The sequence below is a fragment of the Vibrio bivalvicida genome (assembly GCF_001399455.2).
GTDB classification, from domain to species: Bacteria; Pseudomonadota; Gammaproteobacteria; order Enterobacterales; family Vibrionaceae; genus Vibrio; species Vibrio bivalvicida.
This window is the reverse complement of record NZ_LLEI02000021.1, coordinates 456,382-475,628: the sequence shown is the minus strand read 5'-3', so window position 1 is coordinate 475,628 and position 19,247 is coordinate 456,382. Positions and strand designations below refer to the sequence as shown.

The window sequence follows — 19,247 nt, the reverse complement described above, 5'->3', positions numbered from 1 at the left end:
TATGTCAGCTTGACTAATATTCAACCAACGCAAAACTAAGCTACTAGAAAGCCTATAGTGATCACTGTTTCTTATCCTAGCAAAGCAATCACGTCAGGCTCTCCCCCTTTTTATTGTTTTTTGCCGTAGTAGGTTTTAGGCGTAGATTCTCGAAATAGTGAGGTGTTTAGTAAAAACTCAACAATGACACCGCTATACTCTGTTCTATGATGTTCAAGGATTAGCGTATGAAGAAAATTAAAATTGATATTGTTTCTGATGTAGTTTGTCCTTGGTGCATTATTGGTTACAAGCGTTTAGAGCTTGCCCTGACATCACTCGCAGATAAAGTCGAGGCGGACATTCAATGGCATCCTTTCGAGCTTAACCCTGCAATGGGGGGCGATGGTCAAAATCTGCGTGAACATTTAGCAGAAAAATATGGCACTACGCCAGAAACAAGCATCTCAGCCCGCGAGACTCTGACTAACCTCGGCACTGAAGTTGGCTTTATATTTAACTTCAAGGATGACACTCGGATCTACAACACCCGTAAAGCTCACCAGCTTTTAATGTGGGCGCAAAGTGAAAACAAGCAATTTGATTTAGAGTTAGCTCTATTCAAAGCCTACTTTACCGATGGAAAAGACATCAGCGACCCTAATACTTTGCTCGATTGCGCAAAAGCATTAGAACTCGATGAAGCAGTAGCAAGCAATGTTATTGGAGACGAAAGCTGGGCGGAGGCCGTCGCCTCTACTGAACAACAATGGCTTGAGGCGGGAATTAACGCGGTGCCAGCCATCATCATTAACAGAAAACACCTAATTTCTGGTGCACAAACAACCGAACTCTTAATTTCTGCAATCCGCCAAATAACCCAATTAGAAGACTAAGTTTTCAGCAGGCATGACCGCCAGAGACGAGGATGTCAGAAAAGCGTCAATCTTTGCTAATCTGTTGGGTAATATTTGCCTGACCCAAACAGGCACACTATGCTGTTTGACGTTTTCTACATACACAACGATAAAGGCAAGGTAATGCGCAGTTCTTACATTTATCCAATCGGAACCCCAGGTCAGAAATGGGGCGATACAGAGCGAGTTGCTTGGCGTAAGCAAGCCACGATTAAACGTGAGTACCAAAAAGAAGTTGTGCCAAAAATTCAGGCGCTTGCAGAACAGTTTAATGTAGAGCAATATGGCGCGCTTTCCTATGACACAGAGCGTTTCCCGCTTTTCTGCATTAAATCAAATAACTGGCAAGAGCATAAGCCTGTGGTTTTAATCACGGGTGGCGTTCACGGCTATGAAACCAGTGGAGTTCACGGCGCTTTAAAGTTTGCAGCCAACGAAATGGAAAAGTACAGCGAACATTTCAACATTGTGATTGCTCCTTGTGTAAGCCCATGGGGCTATGAAGTGATCAACCGTTGGAACCCATTGGCGCTTGATCCAAACCGCTCGTTCTATAAAGACTCTCCTGCAGAAGAATCTGCAAACCTCATGAAGCTCGTTGCCTCATTGGGCCAAGATGTACTGGTTCACATTGACCTACATGAAACCACAGACAGTGACGAAACCGAGTTTCGCCCTGCCCTAGCCGCTCGTGATGGTATCGAATACATCGAAGGTATGATTCCGGATGGTTTTTACACTGTGGGTGACACTGAGAACCCTCAGCCAGAGTTTCAAGCTGCGGTGATTGAGTCAGTCAGTAAAGTGACTCACATCGCTCCAGCTGACGATAAAGGGGAGATTATTGGTTCATCTGTGGTTCAGCACGGCGTGATTAACTACCCAATGGTTAAGCTCGGCCTATGTGGCGGTGTAACGACATGCACCTATGGCACAACGACGGAAGTTTACCCAGATAGCCCGAAAGTGACTGACGAAGAGTGTAATGACGCTCAAGTCGCCGCAATTGTGGGTGGACTTGATTATGTTTTGACTCAACTAAAGTAACCGCCCCTTATACTGCTCTGGGGTTTGCCCAGAGTATTTCTTGAACATCGCAATAAACGGGCTTGCTTGGTTGTAACCAAGAGTGAGTGCCACCTCTTTTACCGAGTGCCCTTTTCTCAGCAACTCCATTGAATAGAGATAGCGTACTCTTAAACGCCACTCGGTAAAGCTCATCCCTAGTTCAGCCTGACAATGCCTAGCTAAGGTGCGTTCTGTGGTGTGCACGCGTTCAGCCCATATCGATAGGCTAGTATTGTCAATCGGGTTTTCTTCTACCGCCGCTAAGATTTTTACTAAATATTTATTGTCGGTTGAAGGAAGGAAATGATGCTGAGTATCTCTTGTGGCTAGTTGATCCAGTAACACCTGCACCAATCGCCTATCTTGCTCTGACTCTGCAACATTAATACTGCGCTGGCGAAAATCGTCAATAATCGCCGACACAATAGGCGTCACCTTAATTAGACTCGTACAATCTGGAAAATTCTCAGTATAAGCTTGAGCAATATTGAGGGAACAGTATGAAAGTGGCTTTCTATTGAAACTGGTATGCCTGATACCAGCAGGAACCCAAATGGCTAAATGAGGGGGTGCAAGAAATCGCGTATCTTCTGCTTCCATTTCTAAGATCCCTCCACTGATCAGCTGCACTTGTCCCCATGGATGGCTGTGCATTCGAGTTTCAGTGTTGGATAGAAAAGCCTCAAAATTCATAAACACATCTGATGGCGCTTTGTCGATTGATAATGAAGGGTGAAGGTGTTTTGCCGATTTTCTCAAACTTGTCTTCCTGTGACTCACAATGTCTTTTTAAGGATATATATAATTATATCGACCTGTCAGACTATCTTCTACTGATAATAATGCGATGGTGTTCACATGGTTTACTTACTTCCTCTATTTACCGTATTTATATGGGGTGGCAACGCCATCGTGAATAAAATGGCGGCAAGTGTGATTGAACCCAGTGCCATGAGCTTCTATCGCTGGTTTGTCGCCATTGCCGTCTTGACACCTTTTTGTTTACCTAAAGTGTTCGCGCGTTGGGCAGTAATTCGTCCTTACCTTACCAAACTCACATTCCTGGCTATGCTAGGCATGGTATTAAACCAATCTCTAGGCTACTACGCTGGTTTAACCACCACCGCCTCAAATATGGCACTTATTACTTCGCTGGTGCCTCTGATAGCGATTTTTATCAGCGTTCCAATTTTGTCTAAACCCATCTCACCGCTGAGTATTGTAGGGGGGGTGGTCGCCTTGGCCGGGTTGTCTTTTATGTTAGGCAAGGGAGATGTCGGATTCTTTTTAAATCAGGACATCACTCAAGGTGACGGGATCATGCTGATTGCTTCCGTTTCTTATGCCACTTACTGTGTATTACTTAAGCGCTGGAAAATGCCGCTGTCAAATTGGACTATGGTTTACATGCAGGGCATTCTCGCCGTGATTATGCTGGTTCCGCTATGGCTGACCAGTGATAATCTCATCCCGAGTCAGCAAGCATTGCCTCTAATCGCATACGCTGGTCTTACTGCCTCACTGATTGCTCCTTGGATGTGGGTAAAGGCGATTGATCTTATTGGTGCTGATTCTAGTGCAATGTTTATGAACTTAATGCCTATCGTCGCTATTAGTTTGGCGACCACTATGCTTGGTGAAACAATCCATGATTACCATCTAATGGGGGGGCTATTGGTAGTATCTGGCGTCATATTGTCACAACTTAAGTTCAAACGAGCAGGGAAAAATACGTTAGAAAATGTTAAGCAGACATAGGATCTTTCGCTTAAATAGGTATATGGTTGAATAACCTGATTTGCATATCTCACTTCACAATTTCAGGTAATTATAAGAATCAGCAATACATCCGCGTCAAAAATTGGCTAGACCCCATTCCAAGTGGAGGTCAAATGATCGAATTGGAGCATATTGAAGAGATATATAATCACGACCATTTTACATTGCATGAGATAGTTCTGAGTGAGATTGGCTCTTACGTTTTTGTAAAGAATCGCCAAGGTGAATACCTTTATGCCAACCAACTTACCTTGGAGCTGTTTAACACCACGTTAAAAGATCTTAAAGGTAAAACGGATTACGCTTTTTTTGAGCCACATATGCTGGCCGACATTCTAAAAACCGATGAGATGGTGTTTAACTCTGGCCAGAAGGTAGTTAATGAAGAACGAGCTTTAGCTGTAACGGATGGAAAGGTTCGTGTTTACCGTGCCATCAAGCAGCCAATCATACATTCTAAGACCAAGCAAGTTATTGGTCTAATTGGTGTTGCTACCGATATCACCGATATCGTCGAACTAAGGGAAAAACTTACAGAGCAAGCCTATACGGATGAACTAACAAAACTCTACAATCGTCGTAAAATCTGGCAATACTTTGAATCTTCTTATCAAAAATCGACACAGCATGACTCCCCTCTCTCATGTATCATCATCGATATTGATCACTTCAAACGCGTCAACGATTCATTCGGCCATGATTTTGGCGATAACGTGATCGTCGAACTTGCCAATATCATCCACAACAACTTACGTAAAAGCGATCATTGTGGTCGGGTTGGAGGTGAAGAGTTTTTGATAGTACTTAACAATACAACAGGAAAAGAGGCACATGAAGTTGCAGAGCGGCTACGCAATCAATTTCTTGAATCAGAACTAAATGTCTTAGAGTCCCCCTTCTCTCTAAGCTGTGGCGTTACACAACTCTCTCCCAATGACAGTGAATTTCTAGATCTATACCGTAGGGCCGATGATGCGCTATATAAGGCTAAACACTTAGGGAGAAATCAAAGCGTTATTGAGTAATAAAGTCAGCCCCTTTATCAGAGGCTGACTTTATTAAATAGGAACTTAACTGACCACTTCGATATCAGTTTCAGGTACACAGCAACAAGCAAGTACAACACCCATGTTCCGTTCGTGATCTTGTATAGCAGGGACGTCGGGCTGGTGTACTTTTCCAGACTCTAGCGTCACCTTGCATGCGCCACATAAACCTGCTCGACAGCTATTTGCGATTGGAGCACCCGCCTCTTCTGCTTGTTCAAGCAAGGTTTTCTGATTATTGCCAGTAAACACATGCCCATTAACACTCAACGTCAGCTCAGCGAACGGCTGCTGAGAGGTTTGCGCCACCCCAAATGCTTCTTGGTGATAATTTTCCTCTGGTAGTCCTTTTTTAAGTAGTAGGTTCTTGGCTTTTTGCATAAAACCATCAGGGCCACAGACAAACACTTGTCTCTGTCCGATATCTTTAACTTGCTTAAGGTGCGCTAAAGTTAAACGTCCTTTTAGTCCAAACCAATCCGTCGGAGCTTGAGATAAAGAAAAAAGAACGGTTAAACCTTCATGCTTGCGACGCAAATCATCAAGCTCTTCCTTACATGGAATGTCTTCAACATTGCTGCATTGATGATAGAACACCACATCATTCACTTGATTATGGTCAGACAGATAGCGCAGCATAGACAACATCGGTGTGACGCCACTACCAGCTGAAAGAAGTAAAAGCGGTTGACCATGCTTTTGACCCAAGTGGAAACTACCATCGGGTTGCTCGCAAGTCAGCGTATCACCAATATTAAGATTGTCGCTGAGCCAGTTTGATATGCGCCCGCCATCAATACGTTTCACTGATATAGCAAGTCGCCCCGGTCGAGAAGGGCTTGAGGATAACGTATATCGACGCGCAACGCTTTCGCCATCAATAACAATCGAAATAGGTAGATGCTGCCCTGGCTGGTAGACAGGTAGTTCACCATGTTGAGGCTCAAGCCAAAAGGTAACAAAATCACGAGCAATTTCTTCTCGCTCAACACACGTCATCAGAAGCTGTTTTGGCGAGTTATCAGGATAAAGCTCTTTCTCCTTATATTCTAAGACTTCAACCACGTCACCTTGATGAATCATACCTTCATTCTTGGCAACTAAGTTCTGTCCAAAGAAAACTCCACCGCCCTCGTTTGCACGAAACTGAGAAAGTGTGTTGAGCGGCTCTTTACTGGCTCGAAACTCACCTTTCTCGACGTCTACGGTTGTTAAGATGCAACGCTCACAAGGTTTCACCGCTTCAAATTCAACCTCACCAATGCGAATGCGCTTCCAACCATCTTCGCCAAAGGCTTCTGTGCCTGCAACAACAAGGTTAGTTCGAAACTGATCCATAGAGTGAGTTTCAGGGCTACGGTGATTTAGCTCAGCTAACGATGCTTCACTAATCACCAGAACAGGGTAACCGTCAGCAAAACTAACATTGTGACCAAGCTTTTCACGCACGCGGTTAGACTGCTCACCGCTAAACAACAACTCGACGCGTTGTCCCAATACTCGACTAAACCAGTCATCAGCTTCGTCTGTTGTGGTATAAGCAACAAAATTATCCTTCCAGACCTGAGCTGGCGCTTCTTGCATCTTAAAATCTGTATAGCAAACCCTCAGCGCGGAATGACCCTGCGCCGTGAAAATCACCCCATCCGGCGTTAAGCTAGAACGTACCGTGACCATTTGCGGATATTTTCGCGCCGTTACCATTGAGCCACCAGACAGTGCAAGCATAAAGCGACGGTCAAACATAAGACCTTGTTTTTCAACCCACGCGGTTGAAAGGGAAATTCCACCGACCGATTTAACCGGATAGACATTGATTTGAGAAAGAGTTGGAGCTGACATTGCTTATCCTAAGCTAGAATTATTGTATGGACATTATACTCCATTAGTCTGTAGGAGCTAACGATTCACTGCAGTGTTTACCAACAGATATTGGTCAAATAATGCGACATACAAAAAAGAAGATGAAATGCACGGCAGTTTGCTCTATCATCCTGTCGCCTAAGCGTAAGCGTTTGCCTTCACAGTTTTCGCGCCGTTTGGGCTCCAATCAGACAACTCTTTAAAATGGTGGGAGCAATAATGACAACACTTACGATCACACGTCCTGACGACTGGCATGTTCATCTACGCGATGGTGAGGTGCTAAAGGATACCGTGCGAGATATTAGCCGCTACAACGGGCGCGCGCTAATCATGCCAAACACTGTCCCACCTGTTACCAATACCGAAATGGCTTTGGCTTACCGTGAACGTATCATGGCAGAGAAGCCAAGTGAGCAATTCGAGCCATTAATGGCGCTTTATCTAACCGACAACACAACATCAGAAGAGATCCGAAAGGCAAAAGAATCAGGTGCTGTAGTCGCTGCAAAGTTATACCCTGCCGGCGCAACAACCAACTCTGACTCTGGTGTGACATCAGCAAAAAACATCTATCACGTTCTAGAAACTATGCAAGAAGTAGGGATGTTACTCCTTGTTCACGGTGAAGTGACTCACCACGATGTGGATATATTTGACCGTGAGAAAGAATTCCTCGACACGGTTCTCGCTCCAATTGTAAATGACTTCCCGAACTTAAAGATTGTTCTTGAGCACATCACAACAGCAGACGCAGCAAACTTTGTAAAAAATGCTAACGATAATGTTGCAGCAACCATCACTGCGCACCACTTACTCTACAACCGCAACCATATGTTAGTTGGCGGCATTAAACCCCACTTTTACTGCCTACCGATTCTTAAGCGCAATACCCACCAGCAAGCACTTATTGAAGCGGCAACCAGTGGCAGCAAAAAATTCTTCTTAGGTACAGACTCTGCGCCACACGCCAAAGGCATGAAAGAGGCGGCCTGTGGCTGTGCAGGCTCTTACACTGCGCACGCTGCACTTGAGCTATACGCGGAGGTATTCGAGCAAGAAGGTAGGCTAGAAAACCTAGAGGCCTTTGCAAGCCATAATGGCCCTGATTTTTATGGCGTTCCACGCAACCAAGACAAAGTAACACTGACTAAAGAGGCTTGGTCTGTAGCGGAAACCATGCCATTTGGTGGTGATGTAGTTGTACCAATCCGCGCAGGTGAAGAAATCAAGTGGACAGTTAAGTAACCACTAATCCTTAACAACAAACTAGAAACCCCAGTAACCAACTATTAGTTACCGGGGTTTTTATTTAGCATTTTGTCAATATAACCTAAACTCAATGTAGTGCTTTTCTGGGGTCATTATGCTTATTGAGTTAGATATACCAACGCTATCCGTTGTATGCGTACTTCTTTCGTTGACGTATTGCATCGGCCTCTCTTTGATTCAAACTCTTCAGCCCAGATTTAACGGTATCAATTTAATCGCCTTTGCCTTACTTCTACTTGGTTTAGGGTTTATGTTGATGAGCTTTGGTAACAATGTTTCTTTGTGGGTATCTAAAGTACTCGCTAACTCAATCGTTGCCCTGAGTTTTATACTCATTCTGCACGGCATATGCTTGCTGAGGGGGTACTCGGTATCATTAGCGAATTGCGGCTACTATTCTCTTCCACTTATTGTCATCTTACTGACTTACTTAACCCATTTTTCTTCATCGACTGACGCTCGAATTGCAATTATGGCCTCTTACACCTCCGGCCTAAGTTTTTTGGCTATCTACGCTAACCAGAAAGGTTCTAGAGAAGATATAGCACCATCTAAGTGGTTGTTGACTCTAGGGATGAGTATCTATGCCCTTTACGGTGTATTTCGTCTAATCATGCTCCCTTTTGCAGACCGAATAGACGATTTCATGGTAGCAAATTGGATCCAACAGCTCGCTTTTATCACTATAATGACGATGATCATCTTTATAGGTTTTGCCATAACCTGGATGCTAACCGGGCGACTTGTCGCCACCATCTATGACTCCTCACTTAAGGACGAGCTAACTCGCCTTTACAATCGGCGAGCACTCGAAGAATTCGCCCCTAAAGAGGTCGCCCGAGCGCAGCGCTTTGAACATCCTCTCTCAGTACTCCTAATTGATATCGATAAATTCAAAAAGATCAATGACATGTACGGACATCAGGCAGGAGACCATGTACTAAAAACAATTGGAAGAATTCTACGCATTGAAACGCGGAAAAACGATTTTTCTTTTCGATACGGAGGGGAAGAGTTTTTGATCATTCTTCCAGAAACTAGTCTAAAGCAAGCCCAAATTGTTGCTGAAAAGCTACGCAGTGTTATAGGACGTACCACTATGCTGCCAAGTAACAGAGAATTCTGCACCGCGAGTTTTGGGGTCAGTGAACTACAAGAAGGGGAACACTGGGAAGTATTGATAGAACGCGCCGATAAAGCCCTGTACGATGCAAAAAACCAAGGAAGAAATCGAGTTGTCGTGAGTCAGTACACTTAACGTATAGAGTACCCAAATATCGTCAATGCCCAGAAAGGAGCATTAACGGCACTGGGCATTGATTCAGTGATTACTCCGTGTACTACGCTGTAAGCTCTCTCCTTACAAGCTCTGCACCCGCCTGTAGAGCACTCAATTTACCACGAGCAATTTCACGAGATAAAGGAGCCATACCACAGTTGGTACAAGGGTAAAGTTTGTCCGCATCAACATACTTAAGTGCCTCTCGTAGGGTGTTAGCAACTTCTTCAGCCGTTTCAATGCAATCTGTAGCGACGTCTATCGCACCAACCATCACTTTTTTGCCGCGAATGAGCTCAAGCAGTTCAATCGGCACGCGAGAGTTATGGCACTCCAGCGAAATGATATCAATGTTAGAGTTACGCAGCTTTGGAAAGACTTCTTCATATTGTCGCCACTCGGTGCCCAGCGTCTTCTTCCAATCTGTATTGGCTTTAATACCGTAGCCGTAACAAATATGGACAGCCGTTTCACAATTTAGTCCCTCAATAGCTCTTTCTAAGCAAGCAATTCCCCAGTCATTGACTTCATCAAAAAAGACATTAAAAGCGGGTTCATCAAACTGGATGATATCTACACCAGCAGCCTCTAACTCTTTTGCTTCTTGGTTGAGTATTTTGGCAAATTCCCACGCGAGCTTTTCACGGCTCTTATAATGGTCGTCATAAAGCGTATCAATCATTGTCATTGGACCAGGCAACGCCCATTTGATCGGCTTGTCTGTCTGCTGACGCAAAAACTTAGCATCTTCAACAAATACAGGCCTTTGACGGCTAACAGGCCCTACGACTGTCGGGACACTTGCTTCATAACGGTCACGAATTTTAACAGTTTGACGGCTTTCGAAATCAACGCCACTGAGGTGCTCTATGAAAGTTGTGACAAAGTGCTGACGAGTTTGCTCACCATCGCTCACAATATCCACGCCCGCATGTTGCTGTTCTTGCAAAGACAAACGAAGTGCATCTTGTTTGCCATCTGTTAGTTCTTCACCTTGCAGCTTCCAAGGTGACCAAAGCGTTTCTGGCTGCGCTAACCAAGAAGGTTTTGGCAGGCTTCCTGCCGTAGAAGTCGGTAATAGTGTTTTCATGCTTTTATTTGTTCTCATTATTATTAATAAGCGTAACTAGCAGACCATTGATCTAGCACTGTTTGGTAAGGCTTGATGAAGTGCTTTTGTGCAAACTTCCCTTGTTCCACTGCCAATCGACTACGTTCTTCGCGGTCATACACAATTTGTGTTAAAGAATGGTCACTGTTTTTTAAACTCGGTTGGTAAGATTTACCCGCTACTGCATTCGCGTTGTAGATCTCTGGACGATAGATTTTCTGGAATGTTTCCATGGTACTGATCGTGCTGATCAATTCTAAATTAGTGTAGTCGTTTAGCAGATCACCAAAGAAATAGAATGCAAACGGTGCAACGCTATTTGGCGGCATAAAGTAACGAACTTGTAGCCCCATTTTCTGAAAATACTGTTCTGTTAGAGAAGACTCATTAGGCTGATATTCATAGCCAAGTACAGGGTGTTGATTTTCAGTTCGATGGTAAGTCTTGTTATCTGAAACACTTAAGCAAATTACGGGCAGCTTTTTAAAGTTCCGCTTGTAGGTTGAAGAACGAACGAAGTGCTTAAATAGTTTGCCATGCAGGTCGCCAAAGTTATCTGGAATTGTGAATTTAGGCTTGTCTTTGTTGTGGTCAAGGAGCAAAACGCTAAAGTCGTAGTCGCGTACGTAAGAAGAAAAGTTATTGCCGACAATACCTTCAATACGCTCATTTGTTTTATGGTCAACGATGTACGTCTTCAGCACTTCAATCGAAGGAAAGCTTTCAGCACCCGCTTCAATGTCCATATCAACCGAAACGATTTCAAGCTCAACAGAGTAACGCTCCCCGTTAGGGTTATCCCAATGTGCCAAAGCATTGAAGTTATTATTAATCATGTTGAGTGCATTGCGCAGATTCTCTTGTCGACTCTCGCCTCTTGCCAGATTAGCGAAGTTAGTCGTAATACGAGTACTGTCTGACGGACTGTAGTTCTCATCAAGACTGAGGCTCTTGATGCTAAATGTGAAGTCTTTGCTCATAACGTTGTGTATCCTATTTCCTTAGATGAAAGCTGGTTTAGTTCCTACTCTTTCCATTTTGTTTTTGATTTTTCTAGTCAGTTTTGTACGCCGTTTGTTTGGATCTTAAGCAGCTCTAGTCGAGAGGGACTAATTCTGGCTAGATATAAGAGTAGATTTCTTTATAACGTTGATTCGCAGTTGAATAACAATGGTATTACTTCACGTGCAGCATGAAGGATATTCATAATGACTTTCAATGAGGTGTTTTCATCAAGGGAAGCTGCAACGAAACGATACAGTGGGACACAATATTATCTACTTGACTCGCTCTTAGTTTGGGCACTTACCGATAAACCTCATCCAACATAAAGTCCCATACATTCAGGCAATCTATTTATTATAGATATTTTTGCAACAGTGAAATGCACAATGTGATATTTATCACACTTGAGAAATGTCACATAATCTTTCCCACACCAAGAGCAACTGCTCTTAAGATAAAAGCATTCAAAGGAATCAGATTATGAAAACAACTATCGCGACTCTACTTATTGCGGCACTAACTTCTACAATGGCATCGGCAATGCCAGCGAAAGAGCAATCAATTAGAATTAAAACAATCGATAATCAAGCAATTGTGACTGTACTTGAAAATGGCGAACCTGTTAGCGATGTAAAAGTGAAAGTGAAAGGCAACGGTACCCAATACTTCACCACAGGTGAAAAAGGAACCTTCATGGCAGCAAACTTACTCGACCACGGTCGCTCGTTCACATTCGAAATCGAAGATGAGAATGGTGTCGCAGTGCGTGAACAACGTTACTTAACATCGTTCTAAACAGAAATACATGGATGTCAAAAAGCCCGAGTGTACATCGGGCTTTTGCTTATTTAAGATTTAAAATTCCCTTCCCATACTGGGGGAGTACCAATCACATCTCGAACTATTTCAATAAATGAAGTAACAAGTACCGACTGCTTGCGATGCGTATACATAGCGTAAATGTCACCAAATGACGGAATCGTATAATCGGGTAATAGCTGCACCAAGCCCATTTCTTCTATGTTTTTTGAGATCATAAACTGGGCAATGTGACCATAGCCAATTGAAGCCCTAACGCTTTCTACTATCAGTTCTGCCTCATTCACGCGATAGTTTGATTTGATGGGGTATATTGTCGACTGCCCAGACTCGCGATCGACAAATTGAATCTTGTCAGTAACAATACTTCGGTTTGCGTAAATGACACTCGGCAACGCGACTAGCTCGTCCGGAGTACTTGGCATACCGTGACGTTCTATAAATTCTCTTGATGCCACCAAGGCCATTTTATTTTCAGCCAGAGGTTTAGCAATCATCGACGAGTCTCTCATAGGGCCGATACGAAATACGATGTCGAAGCCTTCGCTAATAACATCAACTCTTTCGTCATTGAGTAGGAGCTCGACCGAAGCTTTGGGAAACTTCTTTAAAAACCTTTCAATAGCCGCTTGCAAGTAAATACGGCCAAACATAGTGGCACTAGAAACCCGCAGATGCCCGGTTGGCTCGCTATGATACGAATCGGCGATGCTTACGGTATCTTCAAGTACTTGGGTAACCTTTTCGGCTTGTTCAACGACTCTTTTCCCAACACGTGTGAGAGACATTGACCGCGTAGTACGGTTTATCAGCTTAACACCCAAATGTTCTTCAAGCTGCTTGATTTGCTTAGAAAGCACTGAGCGATCAATATTAAGTTTGTCTGCCGCTTTAGCAAATGAACCTGTTCTTGAAATCTCTAACAGCATCGTCAGTCTGCTTGCTAAATCCATTAGCTTACCTTTTTCATCATTGCGAATACTGTAATACTAACCCTAGACGTTCAACGAGCTAAGTAGTCGCTCAAGCCATGTAATCTCACCAAATGCAATAAAGTCGTAGATGGTAAAAAATACCGCACAGATAATTGCTAATTTAAGCAAACGATACAAAATAAACATGGAGAATCCTTTTACTATATGCAACAAAAAAGCCGCTATTTGCGGCTTTCTAACATCAATTCATGATGCACTGATAACAGATCTAGCGGTTTTAAGAGAGCCTAAATCAACCAAAGCCAAATCTCAACATTCTCTGACTAGAAAGATTTGGGCTGTGACTCAGCCCAAAGCACCTCGGGCCTTAATACTATTCAAGATACCAACATGAGCATGTCGGGTTGCAAGAATATTGCTCATACGTGCTTGATCGGCTTCACGATACACATGCCACCACGCATTGATGATGGGTTGATAACCAAGCGCTCTGGTAATAGCAATAAAATCGTTATATTCCGCGACTGAAGCGAAGTACATGATCTCTCCACTTGGAAAGAATGCGACCGCATCAACCTCTAAATTATCTACCATGGGTCGGCCTGCTTCATCACTATGATGAACCATATTCCCACCTTGATAACCAGCCCCTTTGAATCCTGTATTAAGCTTATTGCGAATGGTTTGTATACGCTGAGTCATGTTCCCTGTATGACGGTTTTCATGCTGACCAAATGTATCGTAGTCAAACAGCTGTGAGTTCGAGTTAAGAACCTTACGTCGATCTTGGCCTTGCGGTTCATAGAGAGATTTCAGAGGAAAGCATCCCCACAAATCATAATCACCAGTCATGACACCTCGATAAGTCGCCTTTGTCGCCTTATCTCCTCTTGGGTCGGTCAAACCCATAACTTGATAAAGCTTACCGAAACTCGTACTCACTCTCGGCCCAAGAAACTTTTCATCAGGATGGTGATGTCGATGTCTATAGCACACCGCCCAAACGCGAACTGCGCCAGCACCAGGCACTCGGTGAGGAAGCTGTTTCTTTAAAACAAATTCTAGAGTCAAATTCCCTTTAGAAGTGGTAATGAGGCGCTCATTATCTGAAATATATCGCTCTACATATGTCGTCGTACCATCACCAAGGAATAGGGCTGGTAACGCAGTTCGTCTAGCTTCAGTAATATAAAGCCCAGCTAAAGTAGCACCGTCATTCATTGCACTGTTGATACTTTTAAGCTGGCTTCTCACTTTGTCTGGAGCGGCACCATTTTTGGAAAAACGAGGATCCGCCAAAACAAAACCAGCCATTGGCCCCCAGTTGCATGATTTGGTTTTAACGTGAAAACCCTTAGTCGCATAGCTTTGCTCTATCAATTGCGTCGCGTATTTACCTACCGACCTTGAAATAATAATAGTGTTCTGATTACGAGCAACTTGGCTGAACACTGCGCCATGTGCGAGAGGTATCCCTGATTCAGTAACCGCGGCATTTCCGTATAACATTGTTCACTTCCTTTATTCATCATTCTTGAACAAGGCATTCACCTAAGTTGCTGTAACTCTACAGGTGCATGGGCTCAACATTTAGGTTATCGGTGAGCATCAAGGGAGTCAAACAAATCATTTTGTTGCATATCATTTTGAATACTCCGACGTTTTTAGGTACAAAAAAAGCCGCCTTCGGCGACTTAAGAAACTGTGATACATGCCTTTTAAGACGCTGTAGCTTAATGAATCGGTGTATCAGTTTTTGTGTAGAACTTACCAAAATACTCTTCAAGTACTTCAGGTGTTAGCTTGCCTTCTGCTTCAAGCTTTTTTAGCTCTGCGGCAATCGCTTTTTGCTCTCCCAGCGATGGTAGCGCCACTTCAGGCTCATCGCCCATCTCTTGTGACATCTGCTCTAGTTCTTTTTCGAAATCACTCATGATCCCACTTACCCTATAAATAAAAACTGGGTCTAAGTTTAACGACTTAGACCCAGTTATACCAGTGTTGCAAAGTGCTTATAGCTTAAAGCTGCCAACCATTGTATCAAGGCGAAGCGAAAGCTCTTTAAGCTCAGCACTTGCTGCCGCAAGCTCTTCTGCTGTCCCCGTGGTCATTTCGTTAATTGCATTAATCTCTTCAATGTTCTGATTGATGGTATGAACCACGGTAGACTGCTCTTCCGTTGCGGTAGCAACTTGAGTATTACGATCTGAGATGTCATGAATGCGCTCTGAGATATTAACCAGAACCTCTACCGCCTCATCAGAGGCAGAAACACCTTCACCTGTGACACTCTTACCTGCTGCCATCGCGGTTACTGCGTCTTTGGCATCGCTTTGAAGTTGATTAATCATCTTCTGAATTTCTTCAGTAGAATCTGCAGTACGGCTGGCTAGGTTACGTACTTCGTCAGCTACCACGGCAAAACCGCGACCTTGCTCGCCCGCACGCGCAGCCTCTATCGCCGCATTTAATGCAAGTAAATTGGTTTGTTCTGAAATATCGCGGATAACATCCAAAATGGAACCAATTTCTTGCGTAGTCGATGCTAACTGCTCTACGACCTGCCCAGTGTTTTCTATATCTAGCGCTAAACGGCTAATCGCGTCTTTAGCCTGGCTAACTACCTTTTGACCCACTTCAGTATTATCTGACGCATGATTGGCTGTTTCCGCCGCCGTAGCCGCGTTACCCGCAATTTCACTAATCGTCGCACCCATTTGGTTGATTGCCGTTACCACTTGAATGGTTTGATCACGTTGGATTTGGCTGTTGTCATGGGTGGTATTGGCCTTATTTGATACACCATCAGCCGCAGATTGCAGCGCATGGCTAGTTGAAGCCACCTCTTTCATTGAGTCATGGATCTTCTCTATAAAGCCATTAAACCCATCAGACAATTGGCCAATTTCATCGCTGCCTTTCACTTCAATACGCTGAGAAAGATCACCATCGCCTTTCCCAAGATCCGCAAAGCGTGCTGCGATCTCTCGGATTGGACGAGCAATGCTATTTGCTAAGAAAATTCCCATAAAAATAAATAGACCCGCAACAACGATTGTTGTGAACATCATTTGCTTAGCTACGGCATCTAAGTCTGCAAACACTTCTTCAACAGGAACGACACCAATAACAAACCAATCCATAGAAGGGACGTAAGTGCTAGCAACAAATACGTTCTGACCTTCATACTCTGTATTGATTAGATTGAAGCTCGATTTACCTAATAGCGCCGAAGATTCGTTGCCGAATAACTTTGTTAAAGTCGATTTGGCTTTGCTACTATCGCGGTGGATCTGCACCGTACCAGCTGCGTCAGCGAGAAAGACAAAACCAGTTTTTTCAATCTTAAAACCGTTTAATAACGCGACCATGTCATCCATTGACTTCGACAAACCAGACATCGACATACCATTTAGTACTTGATAGTTGGTGAACATCTTCACGTCACCATTGGCTTCTTGGAAGATGCTGACTGACGTTGTATTGCCAGATTGAGTAAAGCCAAAGAACCATCCGTCTTGCTGCTGGTTAAGCTGACGCAAGAAACCATTTTGGTTCCAGTAATACGCGGTGTCACGATTAGCCACAGAAGCATCGTTTAGATTGTATTGAGAACGCACATTGTTAAGTTGTTTTACCAATCGAGCTTCTACTTCTGGCGAGATATCCGTTGTGTCAATTGCCTGTTTAACGAACTCGTTGTTGGCAATCTGTTCCGCAGCGAATAAGAGTTGCCTAACTTCGTTATCTATTTGACTGCTGATTTGTTCGAGCATAGAAGGCAGCTCAATATCAATCAGTCGGTGCTCAAGCACGTCACGGGCTTGGCGTTGAGCCATCACTCCTACAATAATGGTCGATGCTAAAACAGCGAAGGTAATACCAGCCACTACTTTCTGTTTTATGCTAATTGAGTTTAGTTCCATTTGTCCTGCCTTAAGAAGCAATTATCTAATTATGTATTGGCAAACACTCCCCACGTAAGAGCGCTTACTCCAATCAGCTTAGTATATCGACTAATTGACAATTTTCTTTACCAAATAATCACCAGGTGAATGGTTTTTAGCCACTGACGTGACACAGTTCATGCGAGGTAAGTTTTCAATATTGAAAAGTTGGATCTGAGATTTTTATCCCCATATTTTAACTATCTGAAATAATTGCACTTGTTCTGGAGCTTGAAATTCCAGATGATGATAATTCCGTCACTCAAAATTTAACCTTAATCTTGAGCGGAACTTTTTAAGCTAACGAGCTACTAAGTGAAAAAATGAGGAGAAACAAGATCATGAATTCACACGCTCTACAACAACTACGCGAATACCTAAATAGCCAAATCATTGGTCAGAGCGAATTGGTGAATCAACTGCTCGTCGCGCTCCTAGCCGATGGTCATATATTGGTTGAGGGTCCTCCGGGTCTTGCAAAAACCAGAGCCGTTAAATCACTGGCGGACTGTATTGAAGGTGACTTTCATCGCATCCAATTTACCCCCGACCTACTTCCCGCCGATCTAACAGGTACAGACATTTTTCGCCCAGAAACAGGTGAGTTTACCTTTCAATCAGGGCCTATTTTCAATTCGTTGATCTTAGCCGATGAGATCAATCGCGCTCCGGCCAAGGTGCAAGCAGCAATGCTTGAGGCAATGGCAGAGAAACAAATTACTGCGGGCCGCAGTACCTACCAGCTCCCCGAGCTGTTTCTGGTTATGGCGACGCAAAACCCAATCGAACAAGAAGGTACGTATCCACTTCCTGAAGCGCAACTCGACCGATTCTTAATTCACCTTGACGTTAACTATCCTAATGCCGAAAGCGAGTTAGAAATTCTGCGCTTAAACCGAGGTGAAGCGAAAGGTGAGACCAAAATCGCGCCTCCCAACATATCACAAGCCGATATCTTCGCCGCGCGCCAATCAGTGCTAGAGACCCATATGGCCGAGACGATTGAGCAGTACATTATTCGCTTAGTGATGGCGACGCGTCAGCCAAGCCAATACGATGATTCTTTGCAGCAATGGCTAGAGATGGGCGTCAGCCCGCGTGCGACAATTGCTCTTGATCGCTGTGCTCGCGCCCATGCTTGGCTAAACGGTCGAGATTTTGTGTCTCCTGAAGATGTACAAGCAATGGCGTTTCCTGTATTGCGTCACCGCTTGTTGCTCAGCTATCAGGCACAAGCGGAAGGTATAGTTCCTAATCAAGTCATAAATAAGCTGTTGTCGCTCGTCGGTAGCGCTTAGGTAGAGTTGATGAATAGCACATTACCTCCCTACAGTGATGGGGTTAATCTCACTCTTAATGAACTTCTCTACTATAAGCAACAGTGCATTCAATGGTTGCCACCTGCCAAGAGTTTATGGGCACAGATGTTAGGCCAGCATCAAAGCCGCCAACTAGGCCGGGGGATGGATTTTAGCGAAGTTCGCCAATACCAAGCAGGTGATGATATTCGTGCCATTGATTGGCGTGTCACGGCCCGTACGGGGAAGCCACATACCAAACTCTTTTCTGAAGAGCGTGAAAAACCGATTGTGCTTTATCTTGATCTATCTGCGTCTATGATGTTTGGGTCAAGGTTGATGCTGAAGTCTGTACAAATGGCGCATATGGCGAGTTTGATTGCTTGGCTTAGTATCTCTCAACAAGACCGAGTAGGGGCTGTGATTGATACTGGCGAGCAACTTATCGAGCTAAAACCCACTGCTCGCAACAAAGGAGCATTAGCCTTAATACAGTCACTGGTTAACATTCACCAGCAACAATTGTCTGAGAAGAAAGGGGCTATCTACGATGTGAACCACGCTCTACAAGCACTTGCACGAGTTTGCCCCAAAGGCAGTGAGATTATTCTCTTAAGTGATTTTTCTCGATTTAACAACACACATGAGTCCAAGCTTAGCCGCCTAAGTCAGCACAATCGCGTTCGCATGATTCAAATTAGTGATCCTCTAGAAAGAGGGTACACCGCCTATAGGGGGACAGAAAAAGTCTCTAATAAACTGCAAACACGCTGGCTTGATTTTTCTTCTAGCAAAACTCGCCTTGGTATAGAAAAGGCGTTTGATCAGCAGCAGACTCAACTACAAAAAATGGCCCTAAGGATGGGCATCAGTTTTTCGTCGCTCTCTAGTGATGCTGCATTGACTCAACAATTACATGGACTTTAACT

The 19,247-nt window shown here is 44.0% G+C and carries 18 protein-coding genes; 9 read left to right on the top strand and 9 right to left on the bottom strand.

All coding sequences use genetic code 11. The features are described from left to right. The first annotated feature begins 227 nt into the window (after positions 1 to 227). A complete protein-coding gene (locus APB76_RS07375) occupies positions 228 to 875 on the top strand; it encodes a DsbA family oxidoreductase (protein ID WP_054962085.1) in 648 nt (215 codons plus the stop codon). Between the two features lie 144 nt (positions 876 to 1,019). Beyond that, positions 1,020 to 1,943: a M14 family metallopeptidase gene (locus tag APB76_RS07370; RefSeq protein ID WP_054962084.1), complete on the top strand. Its 924-nt coding sequence runs from the start codon at positions 1,020 to 1,022 to the stop codon at positions 1,941 to 1,943. Here the strand turns inward: APB76_RS07370 and APB76_RS07365 are convergent. Further along, the gene (locus APB76_RS07365; RefSeq protein ID WP_054962083.1) at positions 1,935 to 2,723 is read right to left on the bottom strand and encodes an AraC family transcriptional regulator; all 789 of its coding nucleotides are present in this window, start codon (positions 2,721 to 2,723) and stop codon (positions 1,935 to 1,937) included. The two genes, APB76_RS07370 and APB76_RS07365, sit on opposite strands and share 9 nt — an antisense overlap. A 99-nt stretch (positions 2,724 to 2,822) precedes the next feature. Between APB76_RS07365 and APB76_RS07360 the strand changes: the two genes are divergently transcribed. Both APB76_RS07360 and APB76_RS07355 read left to right on the top strand, forming a co-directional pair. Further along, the gene (locus APB76_RS07360; protein WP_054962082.1) at positions 2,823 to 3,722 is read left to right on the top strand and encodes a DMT family transporter; all 900 of its coding nucleotides are present in this window, start codon (positions 2,823 to 2,825) and stop codon (positions 3,720 to 3,722) included. 134 nt (positions 3,723 to 3,856) lie between these two features. Next, positions 3,857 to 4,768: a sensor domain-containing diguanylate cyclase gene (locus tag APB76_RS07355; protein ID WP_054962081.1), complete on the top strand. Its 912-nt coding sequence runs from the start codon at positions 3,857 to 3,859 to the stop codon at positions 4,766 to 4,768. A 45-nt stretch (positions 4,769 to 4,813) separates the two neighbouring features. On the opposite strand, the gene APB76_RS07350 is transcribed toward APB76_RS07355, so the two are convergent. Next, complete coding sequence (locus APB76_RS07350) at positions 4,814 to 6,631, bottom strand: hybrid-cluster NAD(P)-dependent oxidoreductase (RefSeq protein ID WP_054962080.1); 1,818 nt, start codon at positions 6,629 to 6,631, stop codon at positions 4,814 to 4,816. A gap of 240 nt (positions 6,632 to 6,871) precedes the next feature. Between APB76_RS07350 and pyrC the strand changes: the two genes are divergently transcribed. Both pyrC and APB76_RS07340 read left to right on the top strand, forming a co-directional pair. Continuing rightward, positions 6,872 to 7,900 (top strand): dihydroorotase, encoded by a 1,029-nt coding sequence (gene pyrC / locus APB76_RS07345; RefSeq protein ID WP_054962079.1) that lies wholly within the window; start codon positions 6,872 to 6,874, stop codon positions 7,898 to 7,900. Between the two features lie 118 nt (positions 7,901 to 8,018). Then, positions 8,019 to 9,182 carry a GGDEF domain-containing protein gene (locus APB76_RS07340; protein ID WP_054962078.1) on the top strand — a complete coding sequence of 388 codons (1,164 nt, stop codon included), beginning with the start codon at positions 8,019 to 8,021 and terminating at the stop codon, positions 9,180 to 9,182. A gap of 82 nt (positions 9,183 to 9,264) precedes the next feature. Here APB76_RS07340 and APB76_RS07335 read toward each other — a convergent pair whose 3' ends face one another. Beyond that, the gene (locus APB76_RS07335; protein WP_054962077.1) at positions 9,265 to 10,293 is read right to left on the bottom strand and encodes a methionine synthase; all 1,029 of its coding nucleotides are present in this window, start codon (positions 10,291 to 10,293) and stop codon (positions 9,265 to 9,267) included. Between the two features lie 23 nt (positions 10,294 to 10,316). Continuing rightward, positions 10,317 to 11,294, bottom strand: coding sequence for a DUF1852 domain-containing protein (locus APB76_RS07330; protein WP_054962076.1), 978 nt, complete (start codon positions 11,292 to 11,294; stop codon positions 10,317 to 10,319). Between the two features lie 505 nt (positions 11,295 to 11,799). Here APB76_RS07330 and APB76_RS07325 point away from each other — a divergent pair. After that, positions 11,800 to 12,114, top strand: coding sequence for a hypothetical protein (locus tag APB76_RS07325; RefSeq protein ID WP_054962075.1), 315 nt, complete (start codon positions 11,800 to 11,802; stop codon positions 12,112 to 12,114). 53 nt (positions 12,115 to 12,167) lie between these two features. On the opposite strand, the gene APB76_RS07320 is transcribed toward APB76_RS07325, so the two are convergent. From APB76_RS07320 to APB76_RS07305, 5 genes are all read right to left on the bottom strand, one after another. Then, on the bottom strand, positions 12,168 to 13,091 hold the full coding sequence (locus tag APB76_RS07320; protein WP_054962074.1) for a LysR family transcriptional regulator: 924 nt from the start codon (positions 13,089 to 13,091) through the stop codon (positions 12,168 to 12,170). A gap of 42 nt (positions 13,092 to 13,133) precedes the next feature. Next, the gene (locus tag APB76_RS23380) at positions 13,134 to 13,259 is read right to left on the bottom strand and encodes a hypothetical protein (RefSeq protein WP_268808182.1); all 126 of its coding nucleotides are present in this window, start codon (positions 13,257 to 13,259) and stop codon (positions 13,134 to 13,136) included. 159 nt (positions 13,260 to 13,418) lie between these two features. Beyond that, complete coding sequence (locus APB76_RS07315; protein WP_049844867.1) at positions 13,419 to 14,582, bottom strand: anthrax toxin-like adenylyl cyclase domain-containing protein; 1,164 nt, start codon at positions 14,580 to 14,582, stop codon at positions 13,419 to 13,421. Between the two features lie 224 nt (positions 14,583 to 14,806). Then, positions 14,807 to 15,007: a hypothetical protein gene (locus tag APB76_RS07310; RefSeq protein WP_049844866.1), complete on the bottom strand. Its 201-nt coding sequence runs from the start codon at positions 15,005 to 15,007 to the stop codon at positions 14,807 to 14,809. A gap of 78 nt (positions 15,008 to 15,085) precedes the next feature. After that, positions 15,086 to 16,999, bottom strand: coding sequence for a methyl-accepting chemotaxis protein (locus tag APB76_RS07305; RefSeq protein ID WP_049844865.1), 1,914 nt, complete (start codon positions 16,997 to 16,999; stop codon positions 15,086 to 15,088). Between the two features lie 362 nt (positions 17,000 to 17,361). Between APB76_RS07305 and APB76_RS07300 the strand changes: the two genes are divergently transcribed. After that, complete coding sequence (locus tag APB76_RS07300; protein ID WP_054962073.1) at positions 17,362 to 18,318, top strand: AAA family ATPase; 957 nt, start codon at positions 17,362 to 17,364, stop codon at positions 18,316 to 18,318. A 9-nt stretch (positions 18,319 to 18,327) separates the two neighbouring features. After that, on the top strand, positions 18,328 to 19,245 hold the full coding sequence (locus tag APB76_RS07295; RefSeq protein ID WP_049844863.1) for a DUF58 domain-containing protein: 918 nt from the start codon (positions 18,328 to 18,330) through the stop codon (positions 19,243 to 19,245). Positions 19,246 to 19,247: the final 2 nt, after the last annotated feature.